Here is a 17,604-nt window from a genome sequence, read left to right as displayed (position 1 = left end):
ATTTGTCCATAATCGCGTAATAGCCATTTTTGTAAACTAAGATTACCTCGAGGAAATCTTATAAGGATGTGCCGATATGCTAAAGAATATAGACGAGATAGTGTTGGAAAAATATGAACGTTTGATCTATAAAGTGTTATCTGATAGTCGGATTTTACTCTTTAATCCCTCTTATGAAGACTGGGCTCAAGAATTACGGATGTGCTTGGTGCAACTAAGTACGACTGCCGTTACGCTTGATGAATTTGAGTCGTGTTATCCATTGGCTTATTTATATCGTAAATTAAAATGGGCTTTAGTCGATTTAAGACGCAAAGAGCAGCGTGAAGGACATGAGCTGATTGATCCGGCAGAGTGGAGTATGCAAATAAAATCAGAAATCACTAACAATGAAGATACCAAACTATTGATCGAAGCCTTTTATCAACAATTGGGTATAGCTGATCAAGAAAAACTACGTGCATTAGTAGAGGATCAGCCATTATCCAGACAACTTCGAGCTTACTACCGCAAGACATTACGAAAAAAATTTAATGAATTTAGATAATTCTTTTGACATTTTAGCAAGTTATTTCGTTTATAAGGGTGTAAGGCGCGCAACTTACAACAACTACTAAGGAGGAACAGATATGAAAGTGACAGAAAAAACAGGGGTACGTATTGAAATGACCGATCAAGACACGCAAAAGACAGTTAAGCAAAATTTTAGCAATATTCGTGCAGATCAATCAGATGCTTCCTTATTAAAGTTAGCAGAAGTGGTAGGAGAATTAGCTAAAGAAAAAGCCGACGTGCAAGGCACTTATCAAGTTGTTGAATACCAAATCTTAAATGATACTAACCAATAGGAGGAATAAATAAATGAAAAAATTACATGTGACGTTCTCAAATGAATTAGGTAAAAAACACTCATTTAGTCCCACTATCGCTTCTGAAAATCTTAGTGCTCAAGAAGTGAAAGCAGCTGCAGACAAGTTAGCAAGTTTGAATGTTTTTGCAAAAGACGGCATCTTATTGTATCAAAAAACAGAGTCAGCAAAATATGTTGAAACGATCGAAACAGAGCTATTTTAAACAATCGATCCACGTGTCGTGTACACGTGGATTTTTTTGAAAGGAGAATTCAATGATTATCGACATTAGTGAATGGCAACGGCCCGACCAAATCAACATGGCGTTACTCGCTCCACAAGTAACGGGCGTCATTATCCGTGTACAGTACGGATTTGCAAAAGAAGACGACTACTTTAAAGAACATTTACGAGCATTTCAGCAATACAAGATCCCTTGTGCGGTATATGCTTGGGTGAGGGGAGATTCTGAAGCACAAATGATAAAAGAGGCGCGTGCTTTTTATGAACGTGCGAAAGCATTTGATCCTGTATTTTGGTGGTTAGATGTGGAAGAGCAGTCAATGTCAGATATGCGTAGAGGATGCGAGATCTATCGTCAAACATTGAAAGATTGTGGTGCCAAATATGTTGGTGCGTATATCGCCAATCATCTGTATGCACAATTAAATCTAGACACTACAGCATTTGATGCGATTTGGATCCCGACATATGGTCGTAACACAGGTATTTTTGAAGGTAGTACGCCAACAGCGACAACGCGATTCGACTTGCATCAATTTACCTCAAATGGTCGCCTTAAAGGCTATAATGGACCATTAGATCTTAATCGCTTAAATCACGTAACGTTTGAACAATTGTTTCCATCTTCAGCTAAGGTAGAGGCATCGAAAACACCAGTAAATGAGAAAGAAGGAATTAAGATGCGAACATTTCGCTTACAAGCACCGATTTATTTACGAACGGCTCCGACCATCACCTCTAAAGAGATTACGCTACTTCCTAAAGATGCTTTAGTCCGTATCCAAAATATCCATATCAAAGAAGGATATCTATGGGGTGAGCAAGCTCGTGCGGATGGTAGTAAGGGCTACTTGGCGCTAGGGACATTTTCAAGTTACGGTCAATTGTTATAAATCAAAGCAACCACAGAATTGATGTGGTTGCTTTTTTTAGTGTGAAACGCTTGTTTTTTATAAGATAAGATGATACAGTTCTTATGAATAATAAGTACAGTTTGTCTGGGTTGTCCATCAAATCGAAAAGAGGCAAACGAGAAAGTAGGAAGTTATGCGCTATTATATAATGCCTAGTCGTGATATTCGTCGGAATTTAGCCACTGAAGAATATGTCATGGATCATGCACCATTAGATGAACCGTTGCTTCTGTTATATATACAGGAACCCTGTGTTATAATTGGGCGGAACCAAAATGTGTATGAAGAAATCGATTTGACATATTTGCGTGAGCAAAATATTACACTGACACGAAGAATCTCTGGTGGTGGAGCTGTTTATGATGATTTAGGGAACTTGAGTTTTAGTTTCGTAAGTCGAAAAGGTGACGTGACGTTTGGTGATTATGAAGGAGTGACGACACCGATTTTAGAAGCTTTGAAAGCCATGGGTGCCAAAAAGGTCTATGCTGGTGGACGCAATGATCTATATCATGACGGTCGTAAATTTTCTGGTAATGCGATGTATAGCAAACATGATCGTACATATTCTCATGGAACCTTGATGTATGATGTTGACCTAGACGTCTTGCAACAGATTTTGACCGTAAACAAAGAAAAAATCGCCTCAAAAGCCACCCCGTCGGTTCGTAAAAATGTAACGAACCTTAAACCGCTGCTTACTTCAGATTATCAGACTGCAACGACCGAAGCGTTTCGTGATCAGTTACTCTTACAATTGTATCAAGCTGATTCATTTTCACAAATCAAAGATAAAGAATTGCATCTATCAAAACAAGATGAGCAAGAGATCGAAAAACTGTTTCGCAGTAAATATGCGAATACCGATTGGATCTTCGGGAAGTCACCGGCATTTGAATTGAAAAATCGTGTACGTATTCCTAAAGTTGGGATCGTAGAAGTTCAAGTGGCGACAAGTGAAGGCCGTATCGCGCACATTCGTTTTTTAGGTGATTTCTTTGGGAGTTTACCAGTATCTGAATTGGAAGAAAAACTACGTGGACAACCGTTTCGTTATCAAGCGATCTCAGACGTGTTAGCTACGTGTACATTGTCTGATTATATTTTACATTTGACGAATGAAGAATGCTTATCGTTATTGTTTGCGTAAAGGAGAATATACATGATCGAATTGATCGATATCAGTAAAACTTATCAAGCGACGCAAGCTTTAGCCAATCTCTCTTTAACGATCTCAGATGATGAGATCGTAGGGATCGTTGGCAAAAGTGGTTCTGGAAAAAGTACCTTGCTTCGTTTGATCAACGGTGTAGAACATCCGACTACCGGAAAGATTCGCATCGATGGACAAGAATTGCAACAGTTGTCCAAAAAAGCGCTACGGATGCAAAAAGCGAATATGGGCGTGATCTTTCAACAGTTTGATTTATTGAATAATTTGACTGTAATCGAAAATATCGCCTTACCGCTGAAAATCCAACGGCAAAAAAATCCAGAGCTCGTAGCAGAATTACTGCATTTTGTTGGCTTAGCGGATAAAGCAAACATGTATCCTGCTTCGCTATCTGGTGGTGAAAAACAACGTGTAGCGATTGCGCGTGCATTAGTAAGACGACCCAAGTTCTTATTGTGCGACGAAGCAACAAGTGCACTTGATGAAACCAATACAAAAGAAATCATTATGTTATTAAAGAAAGTCCATCAGCGATTTTCTCCCACGATCTTATTTGTCAGTCATGAACTTGAGACTGTCAAACAACTCTGTACCCGCGTACTTGTATTTGAAAATAGTCAGTATTTAGGTGAAGTCCTCAATCATCCAGAGACCGTTGATCAGAATGAACTCAATTACTTTGAGACTGTGAAAGCGAGGTTTGTCTAATGGATACTTTTGATACTGTCTTGTTTTATTGGCCTGAATTAGTCGTTTCTTTAAAAGAAACTGCAATCATGATGAGCATCTCGTTAGTATTTTGCTTAGTTATTGGATTGCCTTTAGGCGTTTCTCTTTATTTAGTCAACCCCTCCCAAAAACACAACCATCCCTTTTTATATTACAGTTTAAATTTCATCATTACATTGATTCGTTCGTTCCCGTATTTATTACTTGTCGTTACATTGATTCCTGTAACCCGCGTACTTGTAGGGCGTGCATTTGGTCCGATACCAGCGGCTGTGCCATTGAGTATTGTGGCAATCGCGATCTTTGCGCGTTTAGTTGAACAAGTATTATTGGATCTACCTGAAGCGACCCATCAGTTGGCCGATTCTTTAGGTGTGACCCAGTGGCAATTGATTTGGCATTTTTTACTTGTCGAAGCAAGAAGTGGGCTTGTATTAGCCTTTACGACAACGACAGTCAGTTTAGTCAGTTATTCTACCGTGATGGGGATCGTCGGAGGTGGCGGGATCGGTGATTTTGCGATCCGTTATGGGTATCAGCGTTATGAATATGGCATCATGTATGTGGCGATCGTCTTTATGATCGTTTGTGTGTTTGGAATTCAGCTAGGTGGAAACGCACTAGCTAGAAAAATAGATAAAAGAAAGTAGGAAGAAAGCAACATGAAAAAATGGGTATTAGGTGTAGTAGCATTCGCAACAATGATCGGATTAGGTGCTTGTGGGACAAGTGAGAAAACCGATAGCAAACAAGAAGATAAAGTCATTAAAGTAGCCGCACAAGCGCCTCCAATGACCGATATCGTAAAAGTAGCCGCAAAAGAAGCCAAAAAAGATGGTTGGGATATCCAATTGGTTCAAGTAAATGATAATGTCGCGTATAATGATATGGTTATGGGTGAAGAAGCCGATGCAAGTCTAGCACAACATAAACCATTCATGGAAAAATACAATCAAGAAAAGAATGCGACTTTAGTAGCGTTACAACCAATCTACGATGCCAAAGTAGGATTTTATTCAAAAGAGTATGATTCGATCGACGCATTACCTGAAAATAGTAAGATCGCACTACCAAGTGATGTGTCAAATGAAGGACGTGCCTTAGCTATTTTAAATGACTATGGTATCATCACGTTAAAAGATGGTGTGGGTGCTAACGGTACTGTCAAAGATATCGTCGAAAATCCGAAAAACTTTGAATTCATGTCTGTTGATCTGTTGAATTTAGCTGAAGCGTATAGCGAACCAGATGTCGCGATGGTTTATAACTATCCAACATATATCGCTAAAATCGGGTTAAAACCAAGTGATGCGCTCTTTTTAGAAAAAACACCAGATAGCCGTTTTTCGATCCAATTAGTCGCTCGTGAAGACAACCAAGATTCTGAAAAAATCAAAGCATTGAAAAAAGCTGTAACAAGTGATGCGGTGAAAAAATTCTTAGAAGATGAGCATAGCGATACATTGTTAGTTGCCTTTTAAGAAAAGTGTGATTATGGCTCTTTTGTGAAAAATAGCGAATGAAACTAGCGCAATACTGGACTTTTTGGTACAATGACTAAGGACTATTTAAACACAAAGGAGACGTTCACATGATATCAGCAAGCGATTTAAAAGCTGGAATGACATTTGTTCAAGACGGTAAATTAATTAAAGTATTAGACGCAAGTCACCACAAACCAGGTAAAGGAAATACAGTAATGCGTATGAAATTACGCGATGTGCGTTCTGGCGCGACTTACGATACAACATTCCGTCCAGAAGAAAAATTTGAAAAAGCACACATCGATACCAATACTGTACAATACTTATACACAATGGACGATACAGCATTCTTCATGGATCTAGGTACATATGATCAATACGAAATCCCAGTAAACACTGTGGAAAACGAAATGAAATATATCTTAGAAAACATGGAAGTGAAAATCCAATTCTTTGGTGATGAAGTGATTGGGATCCAATTGCCAACAACTGTCGTATTGACTGTTGCTGAAACACAACCTTCAATCAAAGGGGCAACAGTAACGGGTTCTGGTAAACCGGCTACAATGGAAACTGGTTTAGTTGTCAACGTACCAGATTTCGTAGAAGCTGGCGAAGCACTTGAAATCAATACCGCAGAAGGTACTTACGTAAAACGCGCAAGCAAATAATACGAAAGCTGACTGTACCGCTTGCGGCATAGTCAGCTTTTTTCGTTTAAGTTGGAGGAAATAGGATGCAAGAATTATTAAAAGACCGCATCGATCGTTGGGCGAGCTTGCTGTTTATTAGCATCGCTATCGGCGTGATCGTAAGTGGCTTAGATGTCTTATTTGGACGTGTATTATTATGGTTGATCGCAACTTCTCATGAATTGAGACCGTGGATTTTCTTATTACTAGGTCCTGCGGGCTTGATCTTTATGTTTTTCTTTTTGCGCTATGGAAAAGAAAGTGTACAAGGGATGAATCTAGTATTTAAAGCCGGTCATGGAGAGGACGTTGAGATTCCGAAACGTTTGGTGATTTTTGTGACAGTCGGTACTTGGATCACGCATTTCTTTGGTGGAAGTGCTGGTCGTGAAGGTGTTGCAATCCAAATCGGTGGCACGATCGGTCAGTGGTTTGGTTCATTATCAAAGCGTATCGATCGTCGGGAATTTGTGGTCATCGGGATGGCTGCTGGATTTTCAGGATTGTTTCAGACACCGATCGCGGCGATTTTTTTTGCATTAGAAGTTTTAGTCGTAGGACGAATGCGTTATCAAGTCTTGATTCCTACACTTGTCGCGTCCTTTATAGCGAGTAGTTTGTCTCATTTACTCGGGTTAGAAAAATTTCATTTTGAGATCGTACCGGATATTTCAATCACACCCATCGTGTTTGTCAAGATTGTAATCTGTGGAATTTTATTTGGACTATGTGGTGCATTATTTGCTTACTTATTAAAAAAAGGCAAGCAACTAACACAACGAGTGATACCAAGTCCGATGTTACGTATTTTGATCGTCGGAGCGCTTGTGGGCTTGTTGATCCTCTTGTTTTTCAATGGACGTTACGCTAGTTTAGGGATGAATTTGATCGAAGGAACATTTAGTTCTGAAGCCATTTATCGTTATGATTGGCTGCTGAAACTACTACTGACGGTCATCACATTGAGTGCCGGATTTCAAGGTGGGGAAGTCACACCACTATTTGCGATCGGAACTACACTAGGTGTCGTATTGGCTTCAGTTTTAGGACTTCCAGTTTTACTCATCGCAGCATTAGGGTATGCAAGTGTTTTTGGTAGTGCCACGAATACGATTTTAGCACCTATTTTTATTGGTGCAGAAGTATTTGGATATGAGACGTTACCATTTTTCTTTATCGCCTGTGCCTTTTCGTATGCTTTCAATTTTAATCAAAGTATTTATGGCCAACAAAAGATTGCTTGGTTAGAAAAATAAGTAAACACTCCGATCTGTCTAAGGTAATGGCAGAGTCGGAGTGTTTTTTAGATACTGTTCTTTTTGCTTACGGCTTAATTTTTTAAAGGCCGCTTCCGCTTTCATGGCAAGTGAACGGGTATCAAAGGATTCTAAGTGGATCATCTGAAGAGGGCGTCTTGAAGGCAGTCGGGTGTATTTAGCACCGCGACCGTCGTTATGTTCGGTTAAACGCCGTTTTGGGTCGATCGTGTAGCCTGCGTAAAAGCTATGGTCTTGGCATTCTAATACGTAGAAATAATGGATACTCATCGATCTTCACCATAAAGCATTGTGTGCATTTCAGTACTATACGCTCCATTTTGATCGTGTGTAAAAAGTGGGGGGCTGACGATGAATCCTTCTTTTTTGCCACCTTTAATCCCTTCGATCAATAGAATATTTGCATCTTTATCTGCTTTAGGATAGACAAATTGCACGCGTTTAGGGATGATATTGTATTTTGTCATCGTCTCTAAAATCGCCAAAAAACGTTCAGGACGGTGAACGAGGGCGAGTCGACCAGTTGTTTTTAAGAGTTGACTACTGCTTTTGATGACTTGATCGAGTGTGGTTGTGATCTCGTGACGCGCAATCGCTAAATGTGGATTAGGATTTTTTTTGTGATCAGGTGCGTCAACAAAATAAGGTGGATTACAGACCACAAGATCGACGGAGTCATGTTGCACAGCTGTTAGACTATCTTTTAAATCGAGTGTATGGACAGTCATTTGCTGTTCTAATTCGTTTAATAAAATGCTACGTTTCGCCATATCTGCTAGACGCTCTTGTAATTCGATCTGAATAATCTCAGCAGATGTTCGTTGACTTAAAAATAAGCCGACTGCTCCATTACCGGCACAAAGATCCACGATTTTTCCTCGTTTTGGGATCCGTGGAAAATTGGCTAGTAAGACAGCATCAAGTGAAAACGAGAAGACCTCATCGCTTTGGATGATTTTTCGATCATTAGCGTATAATTGATCGATTCTCTCATTTGGATAAAGTTCTACCATGAATGGACTCCTTTCTAGTATACGCTAGCCATTATAACGTGTTTTTTCTAAATAAGAAACGGTAAAAGTACTTGTCAAGTAGTCGAATTTCTTGCATACTATTTGTAGAAACGAGAAAGGAAATGCCCATGTTTTTTACATTTATGCGTGGAGTCGTGCGCTTTGTGTTTTTTATCATCAATGGCAATGCTCATTATGAGAATAAAGAGGCGCTCCCAAAAGAAGAAAATTATATTTTAGTTGCCCCGCACCGTACATGGTGGGATCCGTTGTATTTGGCGATGGCTGGACGTCCGAAAAAATTCGCCTTTATGGCAAAAGTCGAATTGTTCAAAAATCCTGTTTTGGCCTTTATCCTACGTCATGCGAATGCTTTTCCAGTCGATCGTAAAAAACCAGGACCAAGTGCGATCAAAACACCAGTTAAAATTTTGAAAAATACTGATTTAAGTTTGATCATGTTTCCTAGTGGAACAAGACATTCTACTGAACTAAAAGGTGGAATGACCTTGATCGCTAAAATGGCAAAAGTACGCGTTGTCCCTTGTGTGTATCAAGGACCATTGACGTTTAAAGGGTTATTTTTACGTAAACGCGTCACGGTTCGTTTTGGTGAGCCGATTGATTTGAGTGATATCAAAAAAGTAGATGAACAAGGTTTGATGGAAGTCGAACGCCGTATCCAGCAAGCATTTGACGGGCTTGATCAAGCAATTGATCCAAATTTTGTATACAAAATCGAAGCGCAAGAAAATAAAAAAGAGGAAGCCTAGTGATTTTTCACTGGGCTTTTTCTGTTTCTTTTAGGAATAGATGGTATAATATCAAGAGAATCTTTTTTAGATGGTAGACGAAAGGAGTAGTATGAATGAAGTGGAGTATTCCAGAACGAATCATTGCCAAGGGCAGAAAATACCTCGAAAATGATCGTGTCCTTTCTGTGACCCCTGATCCAGCGCAACAAGTTTGGCATGCTCAAGTCCTTGGTAGTGAATTGTACCAAGTCGATTTAGATGCGACTGCAAAAGAAGAGGACTTTTGTCAATGTCCTTATTGGGAAGAACACCATTATTGCAAACATACGGTTGCTGTGGAATTGTATTTGCGACAAGAAGGTAAGACTAGGCAGTTGCCTAAAGATGCCGCTCCGGTGACATTTTCGACTTCAGATATGTTTACAAACGGCTTAAGCCGATTGCAAATCGAGACCCCACAACCACATCCACAACTGTCGATCGAAGTGTTGATCGAAGGGCTTGAGACCAATCCGTATCATGATGAGCTCGATGTGTTAGGTGTCAGTCTAAAAGTCGGCTTAGTGAATGAACGCCAGTATGTGGTCAAAAATGTATTTAAATTTTTGCAAGTCTTTATGGAAGAAAAAAGCTATGTTGCCAATAAAAAACACACCTTTGTCTTGGCACACCATGTATTTGATGAAGCGACAAGAAAGGTATTGGCTTATTTTAATGAGCTGACACAAACGCAACAGCTGCTTGGTCAGATGGGGATTCAAGTCAAAGGAAAACTAGATAAAAAATACTTTTTGTTACCAGTAGAACAGTTGCGCACAGTCCTTGAAATTTGTGAACCGATCACTTGTCTATTCCAGACGAAAGAAGCGACCACGTATGTACCTAAATTAGTTACGGGTGGCCGTCCGTTAGCCTTTTTTGTGACGAAAGAAACCGATCAGTTCGTCTTAGAGTTACAAGATCGTTTTGACCAATTGTTTCAACACTATAATTTAGCTATCAAAGAACGGACGTGGTACATATTGACCCCACGTCAAGTAACAGTCTATTTGGCGATGGATCAGTTAAGAAAACGTTTGGACGATGCTAAAGTCGTCTACAGCAAAGAAAAACTATCGGAGATGTTTCGTCAGATCGTACCTTTATTAGAAGAGATTGCCGAGGTAACGATTGCTCCAGAAGTTCATGAAATCGTGGCTGAATTTCCGTTACGGATTACGTATTTATTGAAAAAACGCAGACAAATGATCGACGCAAAGATCCATTTTACGTATGAGGATCGTTTGTTTTCAACAGATGAAGCAGAAAATACAGCAGTTGATGGTTCAAAAGAAGTCTTACGTGATCTAAAGCGTGAACAACAAGCACGTGATCGCATGAAGACTTTAGGATTTACTCCAACTGAGACGGGATTTGAAAAACCGATTCCTCAAAAAGAAGCGTTATTCCGCTTTTTTGCTTCAGAAATTCCGTACTTACGTGAGATAGGCGATGTTCGTATGGGGAAAAAACTACGAGAATTGTATTTAGACGGTCGTTTCGTGACACCAGAAATCTCAGTTGATGAAGAATCTTCTTGGTTAGCGGTAAAATTTGATGTCAGTGGTATCGGTGAACATGAAGTCGACGCAGTCTTGAGAAGTTTATTGCAACAAGATCAATTTTATACTTTAGAAAATGGTCAGATCGTCTCGTTTGAAACGGAAGCGTTTGAAGAAACCGCCCAAGTCTTACAACAATTGCGCCAAGGGTTCGAATTAGAAGATGGTGTCGTCAAAATTCCTAAAAATCAAGGATTGCTATTAGAAGAAACATTAGGTGAAAAAGTCCAGTATGGTTCGTCTTTTAAACAAATGACACAAGACTTATTGCATCCTGAAACCTATGAAGTCGCGCTACCTGAAGGGTTAAATGCGACATTACGCGACTATCAAGTAACGGGTTTTCGTTGGTTGAAGATGCTAAGTCACTATCAATTTGGTGGGATCTTAGCTGATGAGATGGGACTTGGAAAAACGTTGCAGACGATTTGTTATTTGCTATCTGAAAAACAAACAAATGGCATCTTGCATACCTTGATCGTGGCTCCAGCCAGTTTGACGTACAACTGGTCACAAGAAATCAAACAATTTGCGCCAGATCTTTCAGTCATGGTCGTCAGTGGAACCAAAGAAGAACGCGAGCAACAACTCGCACAAAAAGCAGATATCTACATCACGTCATATGCAAGTATGCGTAGCGATATCGATCACTATCAAGAGGCAACTCTAGATTATTTGATTTTAGACGAAGCGCAAATGGTCAAAAATAGTGGGACCAAAACAGCACAAGCGTTGCGATCTTTAAAGGTAACGCATCGCTTTGCCTTGAGTGGGACACCAATCGAGAATAATTTAGATGAACTATGGTCACTATTTCAAATGATCATGCCAGGATTTTTCCCAAATCGTGGCACCTATCGTCAATTGGCGACATCGGAAATCGCGCAAATGATCCAACCTTTTATTTTACGTCGGGATAAAACAAATGTGTTAAAAGATCTTCCAGAAAAAATCGAAACCAACTACTATAGTGGGCTGACCAATGAGCAAAAAACCATCTACTTGGCCTACTTGCGTCAAATGCAAGATGAGATCAACCAGATGGATTCTGCGACCTTTAAGAAAAATCGCATCAGTATCTTAGCTGGGTTAACGCGTTTGCGTCAAATTTGTTGTGATCCACGACTATTTGTTGAGGATTATACCGGTGGATCTGGTAAATTAGAGCAAGTCAAAGATCTATTGTTAGCAGCAAAAGAAAACAATCGACGAGTATTGCTGTTTTCACAGTTTACGAGTATGTTGACGTTGATCGAACAAGCTTTAGATGAGATCGGGTTGTCTCACTTTTATTTACGTGGAAGTACACCACCAAAAGAACGGATCGAAATGGTCGATTCCTTTAATGAAGGAGAAGGCGATGTCTTCTTGATTTCATTAAAAGCTGGTGGGACCGGGCTGAACTTGACTGGTGCGGATACGGTCATTTTATATGATCTATGGTGGAATCCAGCAGTTGAAGAACAAGCAGCAGGTCGCGCGCATCGTATGGGACAAGAAAAAGTAGTCGAAGTATGGCGCATGATCGCAGAAGGTACGATCGAAGAACGAATGAATACGTTACAAAATGAAAAACGTGAACTCTTCCAAAAAGTCATCCAAGGAAATGAAACGCAGCTTCAACAAATGACAGAAGAAGATATTCGCTTGATTTTAAGTATCGGAGAAGAATAAATAAACCGCAGCTGAACCTAGCTGCGGTTTTCATTATAGGAGGAAACTAGTGTTTAGACGTTTTTTTAATTATTACAAACCATATCGTAAGTTATTTCTATTGGATTTTGGTTGTGCTGTATTAGCAGGATTACTGGAACTGACGTTTCCAGTTGCGGTAAACGTGGTGATCGATCGGATCATGCCGATGAATAATTTTCGGTATATTTTATTGGCCTGTTTAGGCTTATTACTCTTTTATTTGATCAATACTGGTTTACAATATATCGTCGTCTATTTTGGCCATAAACTTGGAGTCAATATTGAAACCGATATGCGAAAAGAATTGTTTACGCATTTACAAAAGCAGTCGTTTACGTATTACGACAATCAAAAAACTGGAAAATTGATCAGTCGTTTGACAACGGATTTGTTTGAAATATCAGAAGTTGCCCATCATGGACCTGAAGACATCTTTATCACGATTATGACAATGACTGGTGCGTTTTTCTTGATGTATCAAATGCATGCCGCACTTGCGATCGCGACGATCATTTTAGTTCCATTTATTATTTTTGCGCTCTATTTTTTCAATCAAAAAATGACACAAGTCAACACTGATATCTATGATACGATCGGTGAATTTAATTCTGGAGTAGAAGCGGCTGTAAGCGGTGTTCGAGTGACGCAATCATTTGCCAACGAACACTTTGAAAATACACGATTCCAAGAATTGAGCGAACGCTATCGTCAAGCGAAAATCCGCTTTTACCAAGTCATGGCCGTTAGTTCCTCGTATAATTACTTATTTATTCGTTTGATCAACTTGTTTGCTTTACTTTTTGGTTCCTATTATACGATCAAAGGGGAGTTGTTGACTGGACAATTTGTCAGCTTTATCTTACTAGCTAATGTATTTGTCCGTCCAATCGAAAAAATCAATACAATGATCGAAAGTTATCCAAAAGGGATCGCCGGATTTAAACGCTTCACTGAAGAGCTCGATCGTCCGATTGAAATCAAAGATCATCAAGATGCCAAACGCTTAACGCACGTTATCGGAGATATCGTATATGATGACGTTTCATTTGCTTATGGAAATGCTCATCAAGTATTGAGTCATCTTTCACTAGAAATCAAAGCAGGAGAAACAGTTGCCTTTGTTGGACAAAGTGGATCAGGCAAAACCACATTATGTAATCTATTGCCGCGCTTTTACGAAGCGACTACTGGCCAGATCACCATCGATGGCCAAAATATCCAGTCGTTTACATTGGCTTCGTTACGCCAACATATCGGCACAGTCCAACAAGATGTCTTTTTATTTCCCGGAACGATTCGTGAGAATATCGCGTATGGAAAATTAGACGCAACAGAAGCGGAGATTTTAACAGCAGTGCGCCTTGCGCATTTAGAGCAAGTTATTGCACAAATGGATCAAGGCTTAGATACGATCATTGGTGAACGTGGTGTGAAACTATCTGGTGGGCAAAAGCAACGAGTGGCGATCGCGCGGATGTTTTTAAAAAATCCACCGATCTTGATTTTAGACGAAGCAACTTCAGCGCTCGATACAGAAACTGAACAAGTCATCCAAGAGTCACTTGATACTTTAGCCAAAGGCAGAACGACGATGATCATTGCCCATCGTTTGGCAACGGTCCAACATGCAGATAGAATCATCGTGGTTAGTCCAAATGGGATCATCGAACAAGGCAGCCATGAAGAATTGCTAGCAAACAAAGGTGCGTATCAAAAATTATACGATGCGCAGTTTCGTTCGTTGGCCTAGACAACTTGTTTGACAGAATGGTTTAAAACATACTATTATAGAACACATATTCTAATTAGAATAAAATGAGCTCGTGAGAAATGTTACGAACTATTTCAAATGTTTTGGACTGAGCATAAAGGTAACGCTTTCTAAATGTATTTAAGTACACAAGTTATTTATGGATCTGTAAAAAAAATTAAAAAATAATTTGGGTTCTTAACAAACTCTTAACCTTTGATTAAACCCGGTACAATAACGTTTGTAAATAATTTTAATGTTCGTTATTTCCGAGTGTGCAAAAAAAAGAGGTAGTATTCTATTGATTAATCTTGTATAATAAAACAATAAAGTGAAATGGCGAACTACTTCGTCATTTCTTAAAATAAAGGAGTGATTACGTTGTTGACACTTTATACTTCCCCAAGTTGTACGTCATGCAGAAAAGCCCGGGCTTGGTTGCAAGAACACGAAATTCCTTTTGTTGAACGGAACATTTTTTCTGAACCGTTAACGAGTCATGAATTGCAAACGATTTTGCAAATGACTGAAGACGGAACTGAAGAAATCATCTCCACTCGTTCAAAGGTCTTTCAAAAATTGAACATGGATCTTGATGAGCTTCCATTAAATGAGCTTCTAAAATTAGTCCAAGAAAATCCAGGATTGCTTAGAAGACCGATTATGGTTGATGAGAAACGTTTGCAAGTAGGATTCAATGAAGATGAAATTCGTCGTTTCTTGCCGCGTGATGTACGCCAATTGGAATTGCGTCAAGCGCAATTGATGGCAGGTTTGTAAAATTTGAAAATGGGCAAGTGACTCGTCACTTGCCTTTTTCGTACCCAAATGACAAAGACGAATAACAATTGTTAATAAATTAAAACAAAACTACAATTCGTACTTGAAATACGAGAGGAATTACTTTACATTTGTGGTGGTTTCGGTAGAATAAAGTTAACGATACGCATGTATCAAAGAAGGAATACGTAAAGTGAGGTGTGGCTAACATGGAAATGGAGCATATTAACGAAAATACCATACGGGTATTGATTAAAAGCGAAGATTTAGCTGCTAGAGGATTCACTTTTTTAGATTTGTTAGGCAATCAAAAAGAAATTGAAAGTTTTTTCTATAGTATTTTAGAAGAAGTCGATATTGATGATGAGTTTAAAGGAAGCGAAGCCGTGACGTTCCAAGTCTTACCTAAAGGTGATGGCTTAGAATTGTTCATTAGTAAGAGTCTCCCACAAGACGCAGTAGAAGGATTTGAAGATTTCTCAAAAGAAGACACAGAAGCTGAATGGTGGGAAAGCGATGATAATATCGATACGACCAAAGCATTTGAAGAATTATCAGATGATGAAATCAAAAAGATCTTTAGCGAAAAATTAGATAACGAAGAAGGCAAGGTGGACAAAAGTAAATTGCCTAAAGAACATAAACCAGTTGTAATCGAGTTTGCAAATTTTGAACTTGCGATTTGGCTTGCCAATGAAGTAGCGATTGATGATATTTCGTCGACATTGTATTTGATGGATCATGTTTATTATCTTGTAGTAAAATTTGAGGATGAAGATCTATCCGAAAAAGCGATTCGCAACTACACAGCTCATTTAGGTGAGTTTGGTCGTAAAGTATCTACCACAAGTGATGTTTTAGCAGAACATGGGGAATTGATCATCGAAAATGATGCCATCGAAACATTGCGTACGCATTTTGCGCCTGAAACAAAAAAATAACTCGTAAAGACCGAATCTTTTTTGATTCGGTTTTTTTTGCGTAGTTTTTTTAAAAAGGAGACTGCGTATGTTACTTGCTCAAGTGGGAACGACATTATATTTGGCCAATCAAACGTTAGATCGAACACTTTCCTATCATTGTCCGGTCTGTCAGACTAAAGTCATCTTAAAATTAGGGACGAAAATGATTCCACATTTTGCACATCAAACAAAAGCGACTTGTCCAGCTAGCGAGGGAGAGACTTACGAGCATTTGGCAGGAAAACTATTATTGCAAACTTTTTTTCAACAATTTACTCTAGAGGTCTACCTACCTGATCTAAAACAACGACCGGATTTACTGTGGGAAGACCAAGTCATTGAATTTCAGTGCAGTCCGCTTAGTCACAAACGGTTTTTAGAACGGACGCATAATTATCTACTTCATGGATATCAGCCGATTTGGATATTAGGTCAAGGACTGCACCCGACAAAAAGGTTGAGCCAACTACAGCAAGCTTGTTTACGGTTTGATCCAAAATATGGCTTCTTCTTGTACGGGCTAGACGTCTTTCGTAAACAGTTTCTCATTTTTCGTTATCTTCATTGGTCCTATGAACAAGGACTCACGTATCAGTTAAATCAAATCAACTTAATTAGAAAGAAAGAACGAGCGTCAATAATCACTCATCAAACAAGACCAGTCACTTATCAAACCTGGATCCAGCAACAATTAGCCTTTAAGCGCCGTGATTTAGTTTTATTACAACAAAAGTGCTATGTATATGGTAGCCACTTAGCTTACCTGGAATCTTGGATGTATAGTACTAGTGAATTTGGTATTTTATTTAGCCATCGCTTGCTTTATTATCGTTTGTTATTTAGGATGAGTGATTCATTTTTAGCGTTTCGAAAAAAGATGATGGATGAACTCGCACTTTGGCCCTATCCGTTTTTAGATCGAGAGGATATCGTGCATGCACTGTTTGATGAGTGTGTGCAGTTGGCTAAAAAGACTTTTCCATGACGTCTGTTCTTTCTTGTGCTAAAATGAGAGTATTCTGTTATTGATGAGAGTATCTATCATTTTACAGAACAAGAGCGAAGAAAAAGGAGTGGACTGGATGTCAGAAACAACACAATTACCAACTAGAGAAAGTGTACCAGAACATGCAACGTGGGATTTGACTTCGATTTTTGCAGATGATCAAGCATTTGAAGAGGCCTATGCGGTCGTTCAAGAAGAAGTGAAGGCTGCAGACTCTTATAAAGGAACTTTAGGCGATGGCGCCACTGCTTTTTTAGACGCCTTGACATATGTATTAACGATTTCTAGAAAACTAGAAACATTATATGTGTACAGCCATTTAAAAAATGACCAAGATACGACAAACACGATGTATCAGGCATTATACGCTCGCGCGAGCAGTTTAGCTTCACAAGTTTCGGCAAGCTTATCTTGGTTTGAACCGGAAGTCTTGTCCTTGTCAGATGAGACACTAGAGCGTTATTTTACTGAAGAAACACAACTTGTGCATTATCGCCATTACATCGAAACCTTGGTTGCTGCGCGCGCGCATGTGTTGCCAGCTGATCAAGAGGCACTATTAGCAGGTGCGGGTGAGATTTTTGGTTCTCCAGGAACGATTTTTTCAGTATTAAATAATGCGGATTTAGAATTTCCAACGATCAAAGATGAAAATGGTCAGGAGATCCAACTCTCACA

At 39.3% G+C, this 17,604-nt stretch carries 18 protein-coding genes and 1 pseudogene; 17 read left to right on the top strand and 2 right to left on the bottom strand.

Going from position 1 to position 17,604, the window contains the following annotated elements; translation table 11 throughout:
* Positions 1–76 precede the first annotated feature (76 nt).
* The 10 genes from QZ413_RS05525 to QZ413_RS05480 all read left to right on the top strand — a co-directional run bounded on the left by QZ413_RS05525 (position 77) and on the right by QZ413_RS05480 (position 7,343).
* The gene (locus tag QZ413_RS05525) at positions 77–547 is read left to right on the top strand and encodes a hypothetical protein (RefSeq protein ID WP_297077329.1); all 471 of its coding nucleotides are present in this window, start codon (positions 77–79) and stop codon (positions 545–547) included.
* 82 nt (positions 548–629) lie between these two features.
* Positions 630–848 carry a hypothetical protein gene (locus QZ413_RS05520; protein WP_297077327.1) on the top strand — a complete coding sequence of 73 codons (219 nt, stop codon included), beginning with the start codon at positions 630–632 and terminating at the stop codon, positions 846–848.
* Between the two features lie 13 nt (positions 849–861).
* Positions 862–1,074, top strand: coding sequence for a DUF2922 domain-containing protein (locus QZ413_RS05515; protein WP_297077326.1), 213 nt, complete (start codon positions 862–864; stop codon positions 1,072–1,074).
* 52 nt (positions 1,075–1,126) lie between these two features.
* Positions 1,127–1,987: a glycoside hydrolase family 25 protein gene (locus QZ413_RS05510; RefSeq protein ID WP_297077324.1), complete on the top strand. Its 861-nt coding sequence runs from the start codon at positions 1,127–1,129 to the stop codon at positions 1,985–1,987.
* Positions 1,988–2,141: 154 nt separating this feature from the next.
* Entirely contained in the window at positions 2,142–3,158 is a 1,017-nt protein-coding gene (locus QZ413_RS05505) for a lipoate--protein ligase (protein ID WP_297077322.1), read from the top strand.
* Positions 3,159–3,170: 12 nt separating this feature from the next.
* The gene (locus tag QZ413_RS05500; RefSeq protein WP_297077320.1) at positions 3,171–3,890 is read left to right on the top strand and encodes an ATP-binding cassette domain-containing protein; all 720 of its coding nucleotides are present in this window, start codon (positions 3,171–3,173) and stop codon (positions 3,888–3,890) included.
* Positions 3,890–4,561: a methionine ABC transporter permease gene (locus tag QZ413_RS05495; protein ID WP_297077318.1), complete on the top strand. Its 672-nt coding sequence runs from the start codon at positions 3,890–3,892 to the stop codon at positions 4,559–4,561. Before QZ413_RS05500 ends, QZ413_RS05495 begins: the two co-directional genes overlap by 1 nt.
* 12 nt (positions 4,562–4,573) lie before the next feature.
* A complete protein-coding gene (locus QZ413_RS05490; protein ID WP_297077316.1) occupies positions 4,574–5,392 on the top strand; it encodes a MetQ/NlpA family ABC transporter substrate-binding protein in 819 nt (272 codons plus the stop codon).
* A 110-nt stretch (positions 5,393–5,502) separates the two neighbouring features.
* Positions 5,503–6,066: an elongation factor P gene (efp, locus tag QZ413_RS05485; RefSeq protein WP_297077314.1), complete on the top strand. Its 564-nt coding sequence runs from the start codon at positions 5,503–5,505 to the stop codon at positions 6,064–6,066.
* Positions 6,067–6,131: 65 nt separating this feature from the next.
* Positions 6,132–7,343 (top strand): chloride channel protein, encoded by a 1,212-nt coding sequence (locus QZ413_RS05480; protein ID WP_297077313.1) that lies wholly within the window; start codon positions 6,132–6,134, stop codon positions 7,341–7,343.
* Positions 7,344–7,361: 18 nt separating this feature from the next.
* Here QZ413_RS05480 and QZ413_RS05475 read toward each other — a convergent pair whose 3' ends face one another.
* Positions 7,362–7,634, bottom strand: a complete 273-nt coding sequence (locus QZ413_RS05475) for a GIY-YIG nuclease family protein (RefSeq protein WP_297077311.1) — start codon at positions 7,632–7,634, stop codon at positions 7,362–7,364.
* Positions 7,631–8,377: a tRNA1(Val) (adenine(37)-N6)-methyltransferase gene (locus QZ413_RS05470; RefSeq protein ID WP_297077310.1), complete on the bottom strand. Its 747-nt coding sequence runs from the start codon at positions 8,375–8,377 to the stop codon at positions 7,631–7,633. Before QZ413_RS05470 ends, QZ413_RS05475 begins: the two co-directional genes overlap by 4 nt.
* Positions 8,378–8,505: 128 nt before the next feature.
* Here QZ413_RS05470 and QZ413_RS05465 point away from each other — a divergent pair, with 128 nt between their 5' ends.
* From QZ413_RS05465 to QZ413_RS05435, 7 genes and pseudogenes are all read left to right on the top strand, one after another.
* Entirely contained in the window at positions 8,506–9,150 is a 645-nt protein-coding gene (locus QZ413_RS05465) for a 1-acyl-sn-glycerol-3-phosphate acyltransferase (RefSeq protein WP_297077308.1), read from the top strand.
* 95 nt (positions 9,151–9,245) lie between these two features.
* Positions 9,246–12,407 carry an SNF2 helicase associated domain-containing protein gene (locus QZ413_RS05460; protein ID WP_297077306.1) on the top strand — a complete coding sequence of 1,054 codons (3,162 nt, stop codon included), beginning with the start codon at positions 9,246–9,248 and terminating at the stop codon, positions 12,405–12,407.
* A 49-nt stretch (positions 12,408–12,456) separates the two neighbouring features.
* Entirely contained in the window at positions 12,457–14,178 is a 1,722-nt protein-coding gene (locus QZ413_RS05455) for an ABC transporter ATP-binding protein (protein WP_297077304.1), read from the top strand.
* Positions 14,179–14,559: 381 nt separating this feature from the next.
* Positions 14,560–14,958, top strand: a complete 399-nt coding sequence (gene spxA, locus QZ413_RS05450) for a transcriptional regulator SpxA (RefSeq protein WP_035020428.1) — start codon at positions 14,560–14,562, stop codon at positions 14,956–14,958.
* A gap of 209 nt (positions 14,959–15,167) precedes the next feature.
* Positions 15,168–15,899 (top strand): adaptor protein MecA, encoded by a 732-nt coding sequence (locus QZ413_RS05445; protein ID WP_297077301.1) that lies wholly within the window; start codon positions 15,168–15,170, stop codon positions 15,897–15,899.
* A gap of 67 nt (positions 15,900–15,966) precedes the next feature.
* Positions 15,967–16,905 (top strand): competence protein CoiA, encoded by a 939-nt coding sequence (locus QZ413_RS05440; protein ID WP_297077300.1) that lies wholly within the window; start codon positions 15,967–15,969, stop codon positions 16,903–16,905.
* Positions 16,906–17,002: 97 nt separating this feature from the next.
* A pseudogene (locus QZ413_RS05435) lies at positions 17,003–17,604 on the top strand (oligoendopeptidase F); the annotation flags it as partial.

Origin of the sequence: uncultured Enterococcus sp. (assembly GCF_913775425.1) — a bacterium.
In the GTDB taxonomy this organism is placed as follows: Bacteria; Bacillota; Bacilli; order Lactobacillales; family Enterococcaceae; genus Enterococcus_G.
This window is presented reverse-complemented; position numbering and strand designations above follow the sequence as displayed.

Coding starts and splice junctions, on each gene's coding strand:
- QZ413_RS05440 (WP_297077300.1), top strand. CDS start 15,967: ATGTTACTTGCTCAAGTGGGAACGACATTATATTTGGCCAATCAAACG.
- QZ413_RS05445 (WP_297077301.1), top strand. CDS start 15,168: ATGGAAATGGAGCATATTAACGAAAATACCATACGGGTATTGATTAAA.
- QZ413_RS05465 (WP_297077308.1), top strand. CDS start 8,506: ATGTTTTTTACATTTATGCGTGGAGTCGTGCGCTTTGTGTTTTTTATC.
- QZ413_RS05495 (WP_297077318.1), top strand. CDS start 3,890: ATGGATACTTTTGATACTGTCTTGTTTTATTGGCCTGAATTAGTCGTT.
- QZ413_RS05525 (WP_297077329.1), top strand. CDS start 77: ATGCTAAAGAATATAGACGAGATAGTGTTGGAAAAATATGAACGTTTG.
- QZ413_RS05520 (WP_297077327.1), top strand. CDS start 630: ATGAAAGTGACAGAAAAAACAGGGGTACGTATTGAAATGACCGATCAA.
- QZ413_RS05510 (WP_297077324.1), top strand. CDS start 1,127: ATGATTATCGACATTAGTGAATGGCAACGGCCCGACCAAATCAACATG.
- QZ413_RS05470 (WP_297077310.1), bottom strand. CDS start 8,377: ATGGTAGAACTTTATCCAAATGAGAGAATCGATCAATTATACGCTAAT.
- QZ413_RS05460 (WP_297077306.1), top strand. CDS start 9,246: ATGAAGTGGAGTATTCCAGAACGAATCATTGCCAAGGGCAGAAAATAC.
- QZ413_RS05475 (WP_297077311.1), bottom strand. CDS start 7,634: ATGAGTATCCATTATTTCTACGTATTAGAATGCCAAGACCATAGCTTT.
- efp (WP_297077314.1), top strand. CDS start 5,503: ATGATATCAGCAAGCGATTTAAAAGCTGGAATGACATTTGTTCAAGAC.
- QZ413_RS05505 (WP_297077322.1), top strand. CDS start 2,142: ATGCGCTATTATATAATGCCTAGTCGTGATATTCGTCGGAATTTAGCC.
- QZ413_RS05500 (WP_297077320.1), top strand. CDS start 3,171: ATGATCGAATTGATCGATATCAGTAAAACTTATCAAGCGACGCAAGCT.
- QZ413_RS05490 (WP_297077316.1), top strand. CDS start 4,574: ATGAAAAAATGGGTATTAGGTGTAGTAGCATTCGCAACAATGATCGGA.
- QZ413_RS05515 (WP_297077326.1), top strand. CDS start 862: ATGAAAAAATTACATGTGACGTTCTCAAATGAATTAGGTAAAAAACAC.
- QZ413_RS05480 (WP_297077313.1), top strand. CDS start 6,132: ATGCAAGAATTATTAAAAGACCGCATCGATCGTTGGGCGAGCTTGCTG.